Raw genomic sequence first — 13728 nt, forward strand, 5'->3', positions numbered from 1 at the left:
TCCCTGACGTCGGTTCTTCGAGGGCGGACCGCCAGCATGGGCGTCGACTCGGGCGGCGGGCCACCGCCAGGCCGTAGAGTTCTGTCGATGAACCGCCGTTTCCTGGCCGGCCCCGAGCTGCGGCGGTTGACGGACCGGGAACGGATCGACTGGCACGACCACACCGACCACCAGCTCATCTATCCGGGCACCGGGGTCCTGCGAGTGGTGACCCGGGTCGGTTCGTGGGTGGTGCCGCCGCTGCGGGCTGTGTGGCTGCCGGCCGGTGTGGCGCACGCGCACCAGGCGCACGGCCCCACACACATGCACTCACTGGCCTTCTCGGACGTGGACGACCCGTTCGGTTCCCCCGACCCGACCGTGGTCGCAGTACCCGCCCTGCTGCGTGAGATCATCCGGGCGCTCACCGCGACGGGCCTGGCCGCCGCCGACCGCCGCGACCTGACCGCCGTCCTGCTGCGCTCGCTGCGGCCGGTGACCGAGCTGCGGCTTCGCCTGCCCCAGCCGCGCGACGACCGCCTCGTCGCTCTCACGGCGGCGCTGGCCGCTGACCCCGCCGATCCGCGGACCCTGGCCGAGCTCGGCGCCGCCGTCGGGGCGAGCGAACGTACCCTGAGCCGCCTGTTCCGCCGTCAGACCGGGATGACCTTCCCGCAGTGGCGGGCCCAGCTCCGGCTGCACCATGGCCTTACCCTGCTCGCCGCGGGTGAGCCGGTCACCACCGTCGCGTTTGCCTGTGGCTACAGCAACCCGAGCGCCTTCACCGCCGCGTTCCGGGATGCCTTCGGTGTCACGCCCGCCCGCTACGCCCGCGAGACGCGGCAGTGAACGATCCCGGAAGGTCCTGCCTCACAAAGCGGGTCGATCGCGTCGGCACGGGGCCGCGAGTGATCAGGACCTCAGGCAGAGGGCCGGCGGAGCCACCCGTGCTGGGCACGGGCCGATGGGCGAGGCGTCACGGGCCCTCTGCCGGGAGCCGCGCGACGAGCGTCAGGCGATGAACCCCATCCGTCTGGGCGTGGAAGCGGGCGCACCTCGCCACCCTTCGGTGTCGCGGGCGGCTTCAGATGGTCGTGGCTCTGCCGCGTAGTGCGTTCTTCTTGGCGAGGTTGCCACATCGGTCCATCGAGCACCATCGGCGTGTACCCGGACGCGAGCTGTCGAGGAACACGGCCCCGCAGCTCGGGTTGGCACAGCCACGGACACGGGCGATGGCGGAGGACGCGGCGAGATCAAGGGCGTCGCGGGCGACGAGAGCGAGGGTCGCCGACACGGGATTGTCGGCGTGCCAGTGCAGCGTGCCCGAAACGTCCATGCTGGGCGCTTGGTCCGATGCCCTGTGCGGCCTCGCGCCGGCCGGCAGCGGGACCGCCTCGCCCGGTCGCGGGTGCCTTGGGGGGGCGTGGACGGTGTGGCTCCGGGGTTCCGGCGTTCCAACCGCCACGTCGATGGTCTGGGGTCGGAGTCTGGCCATTAAGGATGCGCGCAGATAGTCTTCGCGAAGTCTAATTTCCAGAGAGGTGCCAGGATGTGGAGCTGTGAGCATGGCGTGGTCACGACGGCGTCGCCGGACGCGGTCTGGCGGCTGTGGGCGGATGTGGCCGGTTGGGGCAGCTGGAACGCCGACATCAAGTCCATCGACGTCGACGGTCCGTTCGAGGTCGGTACCGTCATCGTCATGAACCCCGCCAGCGACGACCCGGTGCGGCTGCGGCTGTCCGAGGTGCAGCCGCCGGAGCGGTTCGTCGACGAGGCCGAGCTCGATGACATCGTCGTGCGCACGACCCACCTCGTCGGGCGCATCGACGCCGAGCACTGCCGGGTCAGCTACCGGATGGAGATCGACGGCCCGGCCGCCGACGAACTCGGTCCCCGGATCGGCCCGGCGATCTCCGGCGACTTCCCCGAGACGATCGCCGCGCTCACCCGCCTCGCGGAGGCGGCGGCGGCTCCGGCGCGGCCCTGACAGGAAAGGACGACCAGCTCAGCGTGGCGCTGCATCCCAGCGAGTCTCCCGGCTTCCTGCTCTGGCACGCCACGCTGCGCTGGCAGCGTGCCATCACGGTCGCGCTCGCGCCGTTCGAGCTCACGCACGTCCAGTTTGTCCTGCTCACGTCGGTGTGGTGGCTGGATGGCCAGGGGGAGCGGCCCAATCAGCTCGCGGTCGCCGCGTACGCCGGCACGGACGTGAAAATGACGTCCCAGGTGCTGCGCACCCTGGAAAGCAACGGTCTGGTCCGACGCGAGACCGATCCCGCCGACACCCGGGCCAAGCTGGTGCGGGTCACGGAGCATGGTGCCGAGCTCGCTCCTCAGGCGCTCGCGGCCGTCGAGCAGGTCGATGCCGACTTCTTCCGTCCCGTTCCCACGGCCGAGGCGCTGCGTCTGCTGCGCCCGCTCACGGGTCAACCCGAGGCCTGAGCGGGCGCGGTGCCGATGAAGATTGTCCTGGTCGGACCACGTGCGGTCAGGAATGGCTGAAGGTCCGGCGGTAGTCGCTGGGTGACACCCCGCGGTGAAGGACGAACTGTTCACGGAAAACGGCCGCGTTGCGATAGCCGACCCGCGTCGCGACCTGTTCGACGGACAGGTTGGTCGTCTCCAGTAGTTCCTCGGCGAGTGAGAGGCGCTGGGTCCGCAGCCAGGCGTGCGGGGATGTCCCGGTGGCTGACCTGAAGTGGCGGATGAAGGAGCGGCGGCTCATCAGGGCCTGAGAGGCCAGCGTGTCGAGGGTTATCCGATGGTCCAGATGTTCCCGGGCCCAGGCGATGGCCGCGGCCAGGCGTTGGTCCTCGCTGTCCGAAGGCACCGGGGTACTGACGTACTGGGCCTGACCACCGTCGCGGTGGGGTGGTATCACCAGCCCGCGCGCGATCGTGTTCGCCAGTCCGGCGCCGTGTTCGCGGCGGATCAGATGGAGGCACATGTCCATGCCGGCCGCGGCTCCCGCTCCGGTGATGATCGCGCCTTCGTCGATGTAGAGGGCCTCCGGCGCGACCTTCACCTCGGGATGGCGGCCGGCGAGCTCGTCGGCGAACTGCCAGTGGGTCGTCACGGTGAGGCCGTCGAGCAGGCCGGCGGCCGCCAGGGTGAAGGTGCCGACGCAGTGGGCGGCGATGGTCGCACCTCGGTCGCGGGCCGCGCGCAGCATGGGGAGAACGGGGTGCGAGGGTTCGACGTGGTAGTCGACGGCCGGCAGAATGATGATCAGATCGGCCGTCGTCAGCAGTCCGAGGTCGTTCTCCACTGTCAGCGGTAGGCCGAGATCGGTCTGGAGGGGACCGGGGTGGCGCGCGCAGATGGCGAGGTCGAAGCCAGGAATGCCGGGCCGAGGACCGAAGGTCGCGTTGACGATCCCGAGGCCGAGAGCGGTGGCGCCCGGCGGGGCATAGGCGACGACGCGGCGGAAGGCCATGCCGTCGATCATGCCTGAGAGGTTGGCGCAAAACCTGCGGATGCTGGCCTTCGGGCCAGCGGACGGCCCGGATCCGATGCGGAAGTCTCGCGGTATGCGCGAAGACGACGAGACGACGAGACGGAACCGGGCGCCAGACGAGACCCGGACCGAGGGCGTCCTGGGTGACAAGGCCACAAAGGTCATCCTGGTGACCGGCGCCACCGGCAAACAGGGCGGAGCCGCCGCCGCGCGCCTGCTCGCCGATGGCTGGCGGGTGCGGGCCCTGACCCGCGATCCGGCGTCCGGGGCCGCGCGGCGGCTCGCCGCGGCCGGCGCGCAGGTGGTCGAGGGCGACCTGGACGACCGCGGGTCGCTGGATGCCGCCGTCGAGGGCGTCCATGGGGTGTTCAGCGTGCAGCAGGGCGCCTTGGGCGCACCGCCGGTGCCCTTCGACGATGAGGTCAGGCGGGGCAGGCACGTGGCCGACGCGGCGGCGGCCGCCCGGGTCCGGCACCTGGTCTACGCCTCGGTCGCCGGTGTGGAGCGTGGCGGCGGTGGCCGTGCCTTCGCGAGCAAGTGGGCGATCGAGGAGCATATTCGCCGTGTCGGTATCCCTGCGACGATCCTGCGCCCGGTCTCGTTCATGGAGAACTACGCGGACCCGGCCTTTGGCGTGCAGACCGGAACCCTGGCCACGCCGTTCGCGCCGGACGTCCCCGAACAGCTGATCGCCCTTGAGGACATCGGTGCCTTCGTCGCCCTCGCCTTCGCTGATCCGGCGCGCTATTCGGGGACGGCCGTCTCGATCGCCGGCGACGCGCTCCGCCCGGGGCAGACGGCGGAGGCGCTCAGCCTCGCCACCGGACGCGATATCCGCTACCTGCATGTGCCGGTCGAGGTTGTCCGTGGTCAGAGCGAGGAGGTCGCGGACGTCGCGAGCTTCCTGAACGATCGGGGCGGGTATGGCGTCGACATCGCCGCCACCCGCGCCCGGTATCCGGGGCTGACGAGTTTCGGGACCTGGCTGGCCGGCAGCGGCCGGGTGAGACTCGCCGAGCTGTTCGAGGGCACGGCGTGAACCCGACTCGGTGTCGCGACCAGCCCCGTTCGCGGCGAAGAGACGATCGCCATTGATTCGAAAGGGAAGCGAGCTCGGCCGCCCGTTCTGGTCACGGAGGGGCCGGGTGCCAGGCCGGCGAGGAAGTCGACGACCGCTGTCGTGCCGGCCTACGCCCGAAGGGAGGCGTGCCGTTCCAGAAAGGCGGCGACGTCACGCTCCGACTCGATCGGCAGCGGATACACGAGGAGACGGTCCACCCCGAGTTCGGCGTACCGACGGGCCGCGGCGGCGGTGACCTCGATCGGATCGAGCTGCATGTAGATGATTTCCAGGCGGCCGAGCCGGGCCGGTCGCTCGACCTCGGCCGCGGCCGCGGCCAGTCCGGACAGGTGGGTGGCGAGGTCGGCGGCGGTGCCGTTGCCGAACCATCCGTGCCCGCGGGCGACCGCGCGTCGGTAGGCGGCCGGACTGTGGCCGCCGATCACGACTCGCGGGCCGCCTGGGCGGACGGGGCGCGGGTGCGCGTCGACGTCCGCGAACGAGACGTACTGCCCCCGGTAGGAGGGCAGGGGATCGAGCCAGAGAGAGGTCATCGCGTCCAGGTACTCGTCCATGCGCCGGCCGCGCCCGGCCATCGGTACCCCGATGGCGGACATCTCCGGCTCCAGGTAGCCGGCGCCGACGCCGAGCAGGACCCGCCCTCCGCTCAGCACGTCCAGGCTTGCCACCTGCTTGGCCAGAACCAGCGGGTTGCGCTGGGGAAGGATGACGATCCCGGTGCCCAGTTCGAGCCGCCGGGTGGCCGCGGCCACACAGGTCAGGTGAATCAGCGGGTCGAGGATCGGGTCCGTCGCCTCCATCGGCGATGCCGGCACCCGAGGGCTGGGCAGGACGACGTGCTCATTGGCCCACCAGGAGCTGTACCCCAGCTCCTCGGCCAGCCGGGCCAGGCGGACGGTCGCCTCCGGGCCGGCCGTCGCCTTCGCGTTCAGACCACTGACACCGAGTTCCACGCTCGCGCTCCTTCAGGATCTCTGCTCGGATGGAAAACTTGCTCGGACGTCGCCTCGCCGGCCGTTCCGCCGGCCGGAGGCCCTGGCCAGCCCGTCGAGCCGTCAGCGGCAGTTCGGGTCGCGACGGCCGCTGAAGATCTGGTGCGACAACCGACGAGCGGATGCCCACCGTGGCCGATGGCGTCGCCTCGTCAGGCCGGCACGTCGAGGACGGCCTTGCCCGCGACGCGGCGGGACAGCAGCGCCTCGGCGGCTTCGGGCGCCCGCTCCCAGGGGCCCCGCCAGCCGATCTGCGAGTCCAGCTCGCCCCGGTCGAGCAACCGGACGAGGTAGCCGAGGTCCTCGGCCAGCCCGGAGCCGATGACGAACGGCTCGATCCGCCGGTCGCCGGGCCGATGCCGTTCCGCCTCGAAGTCGATGGTGGTCGCCCGGCCGGACGCCTTACCGATGGACAGCGCGACCCCGCCCGGCTCGAGCAGCGCGAACGCGTCGGCGAGCTGCTGTCCGCCCACGTTGTCGAGAACCCCGTGGACCGATCCGGTCACGTTCCTCGGACCGATGACGATGGCGGTGGCACCCAACCGGTCGAGCCCCTCGCCGCGCGCCGGGCTCCCGACCGATGCGACGACATCGGCGCCAGCGCGGGCAGCCAGCTGTACGGCGAACCGTCCCACCCCACCGGAAGCTCCGGTGATCAGGACGCGGCGGCCGAGGACCGAACCCAGCCGACGGACCGCGCGCAGCGCGGTAACTCCGGCGACGGGCAGCGCCGCCGCCGCGCCTGGATCGAGCGCGACCGGCAGCTCCGCCATGTCCGCCGTGGAGACGGCGCGGCGGCGCGCCCAGGCGCCGTTCCAGCCGAAGGTCACGACTGGCGTGCCGGGCGGCGGGCCGGATCCGTCCTCGGCGGCGGCGGCGACCACCCCGGCGGCGTCCCACCCGTGGACCTCCCCAGGCCGGGCGTGCCCTGTCCGGTAGGCCAGCTCGCCGAAGTTCAACGAGATCGCGCGAACCTCGACCAGCGCCTGGTCGGGCCTGGGAGCCGGTTCGACCACCTCCGCCAGCCGCAGGCCAGCGGGCTGGTCCGGGTCGTAGACGAGTGCCTGCATGGCGGCCTTCCTGGGACTGGGTGCCGGGGCAGTCGGGAGCCCCGCCAGATCACCGTGCCTGGTTCCGCCGTGCTGGTCCAAGACCCGTTGCTATAACCAATGGCTATGGACGTGCATGTGCGGGATCTCCGTTACTTCGTGGCGGTCGCCGAGGAACAGAGCTTCACCCGGGCGGCGACCCAGCGGCTGTTCATCTCGCAGCCGGCGTTGAGCAAGCAGATCCGCCAGCTGGAACAGTCGTTACGGACCGTCCTTTTCTATCGGGAGCGGCGGGCGGTCCGGTTGACGCCGGCCGGAGAGGCCCTGCTGCCGTATGCCCGGCGGCTCACCGAGGACTGGGAAGCGGCGCTGCTCGCGGTGTCGGAGGCGTCGGCCCGGTCCGGGACAACGGTGCGGGTCGGTTTTCAGACGCGGATCGGTCGCGGGCTCATCCCAGCCGTCACCGCGCGGATGCGACAGCGGCTGCCCGGCTGGAAGCTGGTGTTCCGCCAGGTCTCCTGGGCCGATCCCACGGTTGGCCTGGCCCATGGCGAGGTGGACGTGGCGATCGCCTGGCTGCCGGTGCCCGACACCGGCGCGCTTTCCTGGCGGGTCGTGGCACGCGAGGACGTCTGGGTCGCACTTGCGCCACGTCACCGCCTCGCCGGCCTGCTTACGGTGCCCTTCGCCGATCTGGTCGACGAGCCCTTCATCGCGTTGCCGAGGACGGCCGGCGCCCAGCGGGACTTCTGGCTCGGGGCGGCGGCCCGGCAGTCACCGGCCGTCATCGTCGCGGAGGCCGAGACCGCCGAGGAGTCCTTCGAAGCGGTCGCCTCTGGACTGGGGATCACCCTGCTCTCCGCCGGCAACGCCGAGATCTACCACCGCGACGACGTCGTCTGCCGGCCGGTCAGCGGACTGCCGCCCAGCGAACTGGCGGTTGTCTGGCGCACGGTCGACAACCGCCCGTTCGTCGACGTCTTCACCGATACCTGCCGTGCCTGCTCCCGTCCCGCGAGGGTGGCTTGCCACGCGGGCGAGCCGGAACCGTGAGCCGGGTGGAGGGCAGTGCACGGGCACCCACGGGCACGGGACCGGGGCAGCGGGGCAGCAGCGGTGGGCTGGCGCAGGCGGGCCGTGTGGCGCCCGTGCCGACTGGCCCCCGGACATGACGGAACGTGGTGAGATCCGCACGACTGCGACGGGGTGGTCAGGCAGCGCCGGATACCTCACACGCGCGGAACCGGTCGCTGACGGCTTTCTGGACGCGGAAGAGGACGGCGGCGAGCGCGAGCAGGCCGAGGGCGCGCAGGTAGACGGTGCCCTCGCGGTGGACCAGCGGGGAGGCCAGCGTCGCGCAGGACAGCGCGCCGAGTGCCGGGGCCCAGATGGGGGCACGGTAGGCGCCCGGTGGGGCGGGCTCGCGTCGCAGCACCAGCGCGCTGAGGTTGACGACGAAGAAGACCAGCAGCAGGAGCAGGACGGTGGTGTCGGCAAGGCCGGCCAGCTGGCCGGTGCTGGCCAGCGTCACCGCCAGGGCCGTCACGAAGCCGATCGCTATCGGCGGGGTGCGTCGGCCGGGCAGCACCCGCGCGAAGACGCTCGGGATCGTGCCCTGGGCAGCCATGCCGTAGACGAGACGGGAGGCCATCACCATGTTCATCAGGGCGGTGTTGGCGACCGCGACCAGCGCGACCGCGGCGAAGAGCTTCGACGGCACCGGCACGTCGGAGGCCTTCACCACCTCCAGCAGCGGGGCACCGGAGCCGGCGAGGATGTCGGGATCCACCAGCATCGCGCAGGTGAACGCGACGAACAGGTAGACCGTGCCGGCGATGGACATGCCGCCGAACAGCGCCCGGGGCAGGTCCCGGCGCGGCCGGCGGGCCTCCTCGACGAGGTTCACCGAGTTCTCGAAGCCGAGCATCGCGTACAACGCGAGCGTCGTGCCGGCGAGCAGGGCGAGCGGCGCAGGCCCCTCGGTACGCAGCTCGAAGGCCCGTCCCGGTTCGCCCGCTCCGGTAGCCAGCGCGTGCACGCCGATCCCGACGATCAGCAACAGCCCGGCCAGCTCGATCACGGTGAGGACAAGGTTCACCCGGGCCGACTCCGCGATCCCGCGGGCGTTGAGGGCCGCGGTCAGCAGGATGAACACGACCGCGACGAGGACCGTCGGGGCCGCCACGAACTCCGCGAGGTATTTGCCCCCGATGGCCCGCGCGGCGGTGGCGGTGGAGGTGATCCCGGCGGCCAGCACGGTGAAGCCGACCATGAAGGTGAGAAACGGGCGGCGGAACGCCTCGTTGGCGTAGAGCGCCGCTCCGGCCGCCTGGGGGAACTTGCCGACAAGCTCGGCGTAGGCCGTCCCGGTGAGGAACGCCAGCGCGAAGGCGATCAGGAACGGTGCCCAGATCATCCCGCCGACGTCGGCGGCGATCTGCCCGGTGAGCGCGTAGATCCCCGATCCGAGGACGTCACCGAGCACGAGGAACAACAGCATCCGCCCACTCAGGACGCGCGCCAGGGCGGGCTGTGCGGCGGGCGCCGTTCGCCCGGTCACCGCCGTCTCGTCATCGGTTGTCCTGTCCCCGCGGGCTTGGCCGGCCGTCGTCCCGGCCGATATTGGTCGGACGCCCGTTCATCGGGTGGCTGCCCCTGATGCGTGGGCTGGTCGCTGCCCGTCACGCCGTCGGGAGAGCCGGGCTGACGTCCCCCGACCGAATACTGACACCGTGCCTGCCAGCCCGCCTGTTGGAGCCTGCCCGGCTCAGATGGTCACGATCGGGAACCGTCGGACCCGGCGCTGATCTCCGTTGCGCGACGCACATCTGCGCGACGCGGGACTTGGGGACCGCCGGCGGACAACGGCGGCGGTACTCGGGGCCGGCGGGAGAACTGCCAGGTCGGGAGGGACGTTCCTTAAGGAGCTGTGGCCGGTCCGATTACCGTGGCGGCATGGGACTGCTGGGGGATCTGATCAAGGTCGTGTCCGACCTGGTGACGAGCGGCCGCCGTCGGGGCGAGGCACCCGCGCGGGAGGTGGGACGGGAGGGCCGGCGGCGGTCGACGTCAACACCGACGGCCCGTTCCACCTCTTCGTCCTCGGCGGCGGCCGCGCGCGGCCGCCCGGCCCGGGAGCGGGCGCGGCCGTCCCGCGCGAACGCGGAGGCCTCGCCGGGCGAAGCCGGGCCGAGCGCCACCACGGAGGTCGATCCGCGTCGCGTCGGGCCGGTGCGGATGAGCTACTCTCCGCAATCGGACGGGGCCCCGGATCCCGGCGAGATCGTCTGGACGTGGGTGCCGTTCGAGGAGAATGACGGACGGGGCAAGGACCGGCCGGTCCTCGTGGTGGCCGCCGAATCCGCGGGCACCTACCTGGCTGTGCAGCTGACCAGCAAGGACCACGACGGCGAGGGTGACTTTGTGCCCGTCGGCGCGGGCGGGTGGGACCGCGAGCACCGACCGTCCTGGGCCAATCTGGACCGGGTGATCCGGGTGCACGAGGGCGGGATGCGTCGAGAGGCGACGGCCCTGCCGCGCGAGCCGTTCGAGCGGGTCACGGACCGGCTGCATCAGCGCTACGGTTGGCGCCAGTAGCTCGTCGCCTCTGGCTTTCGGCGGGGTACGGGCAGCGTGGCCCCGGGGCCGGCTACGGTGATCGGATGGCTGCCGGTTCGTCCGGGAACGACGAAGTGCCCGGTGCCCGGTGCCCGGTGCGATCGCGGTGATGGCCGCTGGCAGTCGTGTACGGCCGGTCCGGCGGCGGCGAGCTCTCTGCGACACGTAATGTGACCGTGCGACGCGCGCGACTTTTCGAACGACGGGTGTGGTGACCGTCTGGACCGGCACCGGCGTGATCCGTAAGGGCTGACCCCTCCACTCCCTCCGTGTGGTCCGGCCGGCAGCGATCAGTGTTTCGGCCGGCCCGCGCGGGTCTGCCCTGCCCTGCGCGGTGGTGGTGGCTGGGGGCGGTGAGGAAGACGTAGGCGAGCATCGCGAGCAGGTCCGTAGGGTCCGGCGGTGTCAGGAAGTCCAGGTTGTCGCCTGAGGTGGCTCGTGACTCCGGGCGCGTTTCGTTCCTCGTCCCGCGGCTGTCCCGCGGCTGTCCCGCGGCTGTCCCGCGGCTGTCCGGCGACTGTCCGGCGAAGGGGCGGGCCCGGTCTGCCAGGGGCGACGCGGGGCGGAACCGCGGTTGCGGGGCCGGTCCGTGCCGGGTTCACCACGAGCTGACCGCCGTCGCGGGCTTGACCCGCAGCGCGCTCGACGTTGGAGACTGGGCCTGTACGGCGCCCGCCTGACGTGGCGCCGGCTGATCCCTCATCGGAGAGGACTCCGCCCAAGATGCAGTTCACACAGCTCGGTCGTTCCGGTCTGTCCGTCTCGCGTCTGTGCCTCGGCACGATGAACTTCGGCCCCCTGACCAGCGAGGACGACTCCCACAAGATCATGGAGTCGGCGCATGGGCACGGCATCAACTTCTTCGACACGGCCAACGCCTACGGTCTGCGTTCGGCCGGCGTGTCGGGCCTCGGTGAGGGCAGGGGCTACACCGAGTCGATCATCGGCCGTTGGTTCGCGCGGGGCGGTGGGCGCCGGGAGCGCACTGTGCTGGCGACCAAGGTCTACAGCCCCATGGGGGAGTGGCCCAACGAGGGCAGGCTGTCGGCGCTCAACATCCGCCGTGCCCTGGACGCGAGCCTGACCCGCCTGCAGACCGACTACATCGATCTCTACCAGTTCCACCACGTCGACCGCGCCACCCCGTGGGATGAGATCTGGCAGGCTGTCGACGTCGCCGTCACGGCCGGCAAGATCCTCTACGTCGGCAGCAGCAATTTCGCCGGCTGGCACATCGCCCAGGCGCAGGCCGCCGCAGCCCAGCGCGGGACGTTCGGCCTGGTCAGCGAGCAGCCGATCTACAACCTCCTCACCCGGGAGGTCGAGCTGGAGGTGTTGCCCGCCGCGCAGCACTACGGCGTGGGCCTCCTCCCGTGGTCGCCGCTGCAGAGCGGGCTGCTCGGTGGTGTGCTGCGCAAGGAGCGCGAGAGCCTGCGTCGCCTCGAAGGCCGTGCCGCGCAGACGCTGGAGGCCAGCCGCCCCCAGATCGAGGCCTACGAGGACTTCGCCGCCGAGCTCGGCCACGAACCCGGTGACGTCGCGCTCGCCTGGCTGCTGCACCAGCCGGCCGTCACCGCGCCGATCGTCGGCCCGCGCATCCAGCAGCACCTCGACGACGCCGTCCGGGCGCTCGACGTCCACCTGGACGAGAAGGCGCTCGCCCGGCTGGACGAGATCTTCCCGGGCTACCGGACGGCCCCCGAGCACTTCGCCTGGTAGCGAGGACCGCCCGCCGCGTCGGCCACCGCGCCATGGTCGAGGTGGTCGCCGCGGGCGGGCCCGGTCCGACCAGTTCGGGTGTGGCCGTGGGCTACTTGGACTCGAGTCGGCCCAGTGGGTGGTCGCTGTCGGCCAGCGCCCTGTGGGCCGTCCGCCAGCTGGCGTCCTCGACGCCCAGGGCGTGGCGCAGGTAGGCCCAGGTGACCTGCTGGAGCAGGGCGACGCGGGCGGGGTTCTCGTCAGTGGTCTCGGTGACCTGGTAGCCGGAGATCCCGCCCAGGAAGTGCTGGGCGCCGTTCAGGACGAGCAGGCTCTTGGGCCCGGGGCTGAGGTGGTAGGGGTCCGCGGTCCAGGCCGCGCCGCGCACGGTCAGCGGCAGGTCGTCCTGGTCGCCCATGACCACCAGGGCCGGCGTGGTCATCTGGGCGAAGCTCTGCTCGCGCAGCCACGGCAGGTTCTCCACCGCGAACGGCGTCAGGCCCGCCCCGCCCTGTCCGGCCGTGGCCAGCAGAACCCCGGCCTTGATCCGCGGGTCGGACAGGTCCTGGGCGATGCCGGTCCGCGGGTCGGTCACGCGCAGGCCCAGCAGGATGCCCGCGGTCTGGCCGCCGAAGGAGTGCCCGACAGCGGCGATCCGGCCGCGGTCGGTGCGCCCGGAGAGGCCCGGGACGGCTGCTTCCAGCCCGTCGAGGTGGTCCAGGATGCGCTTGTTGTCCTCCACCCGGTATCTCCAGGTGTCGGGCCCGCGCGGGTCGGCGGGGTCCGGGCCCGCCGTCCGCGAGTCCAGGTGGGTGGCCTGGATCACCACGAAGCCGTGCGCGGCCCAGAAGTCGACCAGCGGGCCGTAGCCCTCCAGCGAGGACCCGAAGCCGTGCGAGAAGACGATGATCGGCAGATTCCGCCCGGTCGCGGGCGCCGAGACCCGGACCAGCTGGTCGCGGCCGCGGCCCGGGGCCGGCAGCGCGATCGGCTTGACCGAGATCACCGGGACTCCCGCGCCCGTGTCCACGACCTCGATGGTCGCCGTCGCCGTGTCCGATGCGTTCCTGAGATCCGATGCGTTCATGACAGTCGCCTTCCAGGTGCTTCGATCGCCGGATCCGCGCTCGCGCCGACTTGGCCGACGGGTTCCGGTCTGACACCATCAGAAGTGGGACGCCGTCCCGATTGACGATATGGGACGCTGTCCCGTTTTTCAATCCGGCTGGTGAAGAAGGATGTGGTCGTGACCGGGAGCAACGTCGACAGGGCGGCGCAGCCCAAGCGGGCGGACGCGCGACGCAACGAGAAGAACCTGCTCGACGCCGCCGCCGCGGTCTTCGTCACCTCCGGCGTCGAGGCACCGCTGCGCGACATCGCGGCCCGGGCCGGCACCGGGACGGCCACGATCTACCGCCACTTCCCCACCCGCGCCGATCTGATCATCGCCGTCTACCGCCACCAGGTCGAGGCGCTCGCCGAAGCCGGACCCGCCCTGCTGGAGTCCAGCCCGACCCCCTACGCCGCGCTCACCCGGTGGATCGACCTGTTCGTCGACTTCGTGGTCACCAAGCTCGGCCTCGCCGCCGTCCTGCAGTCCGACGACCACTGCTACGACCCCCTGCACTCCTACTTCCTGGAGCGGCTCGTGCCCGTGTGCACCCGACTGCTCGAAGCCGCCGCCGACGAGATTCGCTCCGACGTCGACGCGTTCGAGCTGATGTACGGCATCGGGGGCATCTGCGCCGGCGCCGGCGCCAACCAGCGCTACGACACCCGGCGTCTCGTCCAACTCCTCGTCGCGGGGCTGCGCCGGTGAAAGTGGCCACGCCCGATCCCACGGGGTCGAGACCA

General features: G+C 71.7%; 14 protein-coding genes. 8 read left to right on the top strand and 6 right to left on the bottom strand.

All coding sequences use genetic code 11. From position 1 onward, the window contains the following. The first annotated feature begins 87 nt into the window (after positions 1-87). Positions 88-828 (top strand): helix-turn-helix domain-containing protein, encoded by a 741-nt coding sequence (locus B056_RS0130425; RefSeq protein ID WP_018505624.1) that lies wholly within the window; start codon positions 88-90, stop codon positions 826-828. Positions 829-1063: 235 nt separating this feature from the next. On the opposite strand, the gene B056_RS45005 is transcribed toward B056_RS0130425, so the two are convergent. Then, the gene (locus tag B056_RS45005) at positions 1064-1315 is read right to left on the bottom strand and encodes a CGNR zinc finger domain-containing protein (protein ID WP_018505625.1); all 252 of its coding nucleotides are present in this window, start codon (positions 1313-1315) and stop codon (positions 1064-1066) included. 213 nt (positions 1316-1528) lie between these two features. On the opposite strand from B056_RS45005, the gene B056_RS0130435 reads away from it, so the two are divergent. Both B056_RS0130435 and B056_RS0130440 read left to right on the top strand, forming a co-directional pair. Then, on the top strand, positions 1529-1966 hold the full coding sequence (locus tag B056_RS0130435; protein WP_026240326.1) for an SRPBCC family protein: 438 nt from the start codon (positions 1529-1531) through the stop codon (positions 1964-1966). Between the two features lie 23 nt (positions 1967-1989). Next, positions 1990-2421, top strand: a complete 432-nt coding sequence (locus B056_RS0130440; RefSeq protein ID WP_018505627.1) for a MarR family winged helix-turn-helix transcriptional regulator — start codon at positions 1990-1992, stop codon at positions 2419-2421. A gap of 46 nt (positions 2422-2467) precedes the next feature. Here B056_RS0130440 and B056_RS0130445 read toward each other — a convergent pair whose 3' ends face one another. Then, on the bottom strand, positions 2468-3427 hold the full coding sequence (locus tag B056_RS0130445) for a GlxA family transcriptional regulator (RefSeq protein WP_018505628.1): 960 nt from the start codon (positions 3425-3427) through the stop codon (positions 2468-2470). A gap of 82 nt (positions 3428-3509) precedes the next feature. On the opposite strand from B056_RS0130445, the gene B056_RS0130450 reads away from it, so the two are divergent. Further along, complete coding sequence (locus B056_RS0130450) at positions 3510-4475, top strand: NmrA family NAD(P)-binding protein (RefSeq protein WP_154677318.1); 966 nt, start codon at positions 3510-3512, stop codon at positions 4473-4475. 149 nt (positions 4476-4624) lie between these two features. On the opposite strand, the gene B056_RS0130455 is transcribed toward B056_RS0130450, so the two are convergent. Both B056_RS0130455 and B056_RS0130460 read right to left on the bottom strand, forming a co-directional pair. After that, positions 4625-5470 (bottom strand): LLM class F420-dependent oxidoreductase, encoded by an 846-nt coding sequence (locus B056_RS0130455; protein WP_018505630.1) that lies wholly within the window; start codon positions 5468-5470, stop codon positions 4625-4627. 191 nt (positions 5471-5661) lie between these two features. Next, positions 5662-6579 carry a zinc-binding dehydrogenase gene (locus B056_RS0130460; protein ID WP_018505631.1) on the bottom strand — a complete coding sequence of 306 codons (918 nt, stop codon included), beginning with the start codon at positions 6577-6579 and terminating at the stop codon, positions 5662-5664. Between the two features lie 99 nt (positions 6580-6678). Between B056_RS0130460 and B056_RS0130465 the strand changes: the two genes are divergently transcribed. Continuing rightward, complete coding sequence (locus B056_RS0130465) at positions 6679-7611, top strand: LysR family transcriptional regulator (RefSeq protein ID WP_026240327.1); 933 nt, start codon at positions 6679-6681, stop codon at positions 7609-7611. Between the two features lie 157 nt (positions 7612-7768). Here the strand turns inward: B056_RS0130465 and B056_RS38580 are convergent, their stop codons facing one another. After that, complete coding sequence (locus tag B056_RS38580; protein WP_018505633.1) at positions 7769-9118, bottom strand: APC family permease; 1350 nt, start codon at positions 9116-9118, stop codon at positions 7769-7771. A gap of 395 nt (positions 9119-9513) precedes the next feature. On the opposite strand from B056_RS38580, the gene B056_RS0130475 reads away from it, so the two are divergent. Next, on the top strand, positions 9514-10155 hold the full coding sequence (locus tag B056_RS0130475; RefSeq protein ID WP_018505634.1) for a type II toxin-antitoxin system PemK/MazF family toxin: 642 nt from the start codon (positions 9514-9516) through the stop codon (positions 10153-10155). A 744-nt stretch (positions 10156-10899) separates the two neighbouring features. After that, complete coding sequence (locus tag B056_RS0130480) at positions 10900-11895, top strand: aldo/keto reductase (RefSeq protein WP_018505635.1); 996 nt, start codon at positions 10900-10902, stop codon at positions 11893-11895. A 91-nt stretch (positions 11896-11986) separates the two neighbouring features. Here B056_RS0130480 and B056_RS0130485 read toward each other — a convergent pair whose 3' ends face one another. Beyond that, positions 11987-12961: an alpha/beta hydrolase family protein gene (locus B056_RS0130485; RefSeq protein WP_018505636.1), complete on the bottom strand. Its 975-nt coding sequence runs from the start codon at positions 12959-12961 to the stop codon at positions 11987-11989. A gap of 141 nt (positions 12962-13102) precedes the next feature. On the opposite strand from B056_RS0130485, the gene B056_RS0130490 reads away from it, so the two are divergent. Next, entirely contained in the window at positions 13103-13693 is a 591-nt protein-coding gene (locus tag B056_RS0130490; RefSeq protein ID WP_018505637.1) for a TetR/AcrR family transcriptional regulator, read from the top strand. Positions 13694-13728 lie beyond the last annotated feature (35 nt).

The organism is Parafrankia discariae, assembly GCF_000373365.1.
GTDB classification, from domain to species: Bacteria; Actinomycetota; Actinomycetes; order Frankiales; family Frankiaceae; genus Parafrankia; species Parafrankia discariae.

What these genes read in the sequence shown, in the direction of transcription:
- B056_RS0130445 (WP_018505628.1), bottom strand. Translation starts at nt 3,427, where the DNA reads ATGATCGACGGCATGGCCTTCCGCCGCGTCGTCGCCTATGCCCCGCCG.
- B056_RS0130480 (WP_018505635.1), top strand. Translation starts at nt 10,900, where the DNA reads ATGCAGTTCACACAGCTCGGTCGTTCCGGTCTGTCCGTCTCGCGTCTG.
- B056_RS0130460 (WP_018505631.1), bottom strand. Translation starts at nt 6,579, where the DNA reads ATGCAGGCACTCGTCTACGACCCGGACCAGCCCGCTGGCCTGCGGCTG.
- B056_RS0130475 (WP_018505634.1), top strand. Translation starts at nt 9,514, where the DNA reads ATGGGACTGCTGGGGGATCTGATCAAGGTCGTGTCCGACCTGGTGACG.
- B056_RS0130485 (WP_018505636.1), bottom strand. Translation starts at nt 12,961, where the DNA reads ATGAACGCATCGGATCTCAGGAACGCATCGGACACGGCGACGGCGACC.
- B056_RS0130435 (WP_026240326.1), top strand. Translation starts at nt 1,529, where the DNA reads ATGTGGAGCTGTGAGCATGGCGTGGTCACGACGGCGTCGCCGGACGCG.
- B056_RS0130465 (WP_026240327.1), top strand. Translation starts at nt 6,679, where the DNA reads ATGGCTATGGACGTGCATGTGCGGGATCTCCGTTACTTCGTGGCGGTC.
- B056_RS0130450 (WP_154677318.1), top strand. Translation starts at nt 3,510, where the DNA reads ATGCGCGAAGACGACGAGACGACGAGACGGAACCGGGCGCCAGACGAG.
- B056_RS45005 (WP_018505625.1), bottom strand. Translation starts at nt 1,315, where the DNA reads ATGGACGTTTCGGGCACGCTGCACTGGCACGCCGACAATCCCGTGTCG.
- B056_RS0130425 (WP_018505624.1), top strand. Translation starts at nt 88, where the DNA reads ATGAACCGCCGTTTCCTGGCCGGCCCCGAGCTGCGGCGGTTGACGGAC.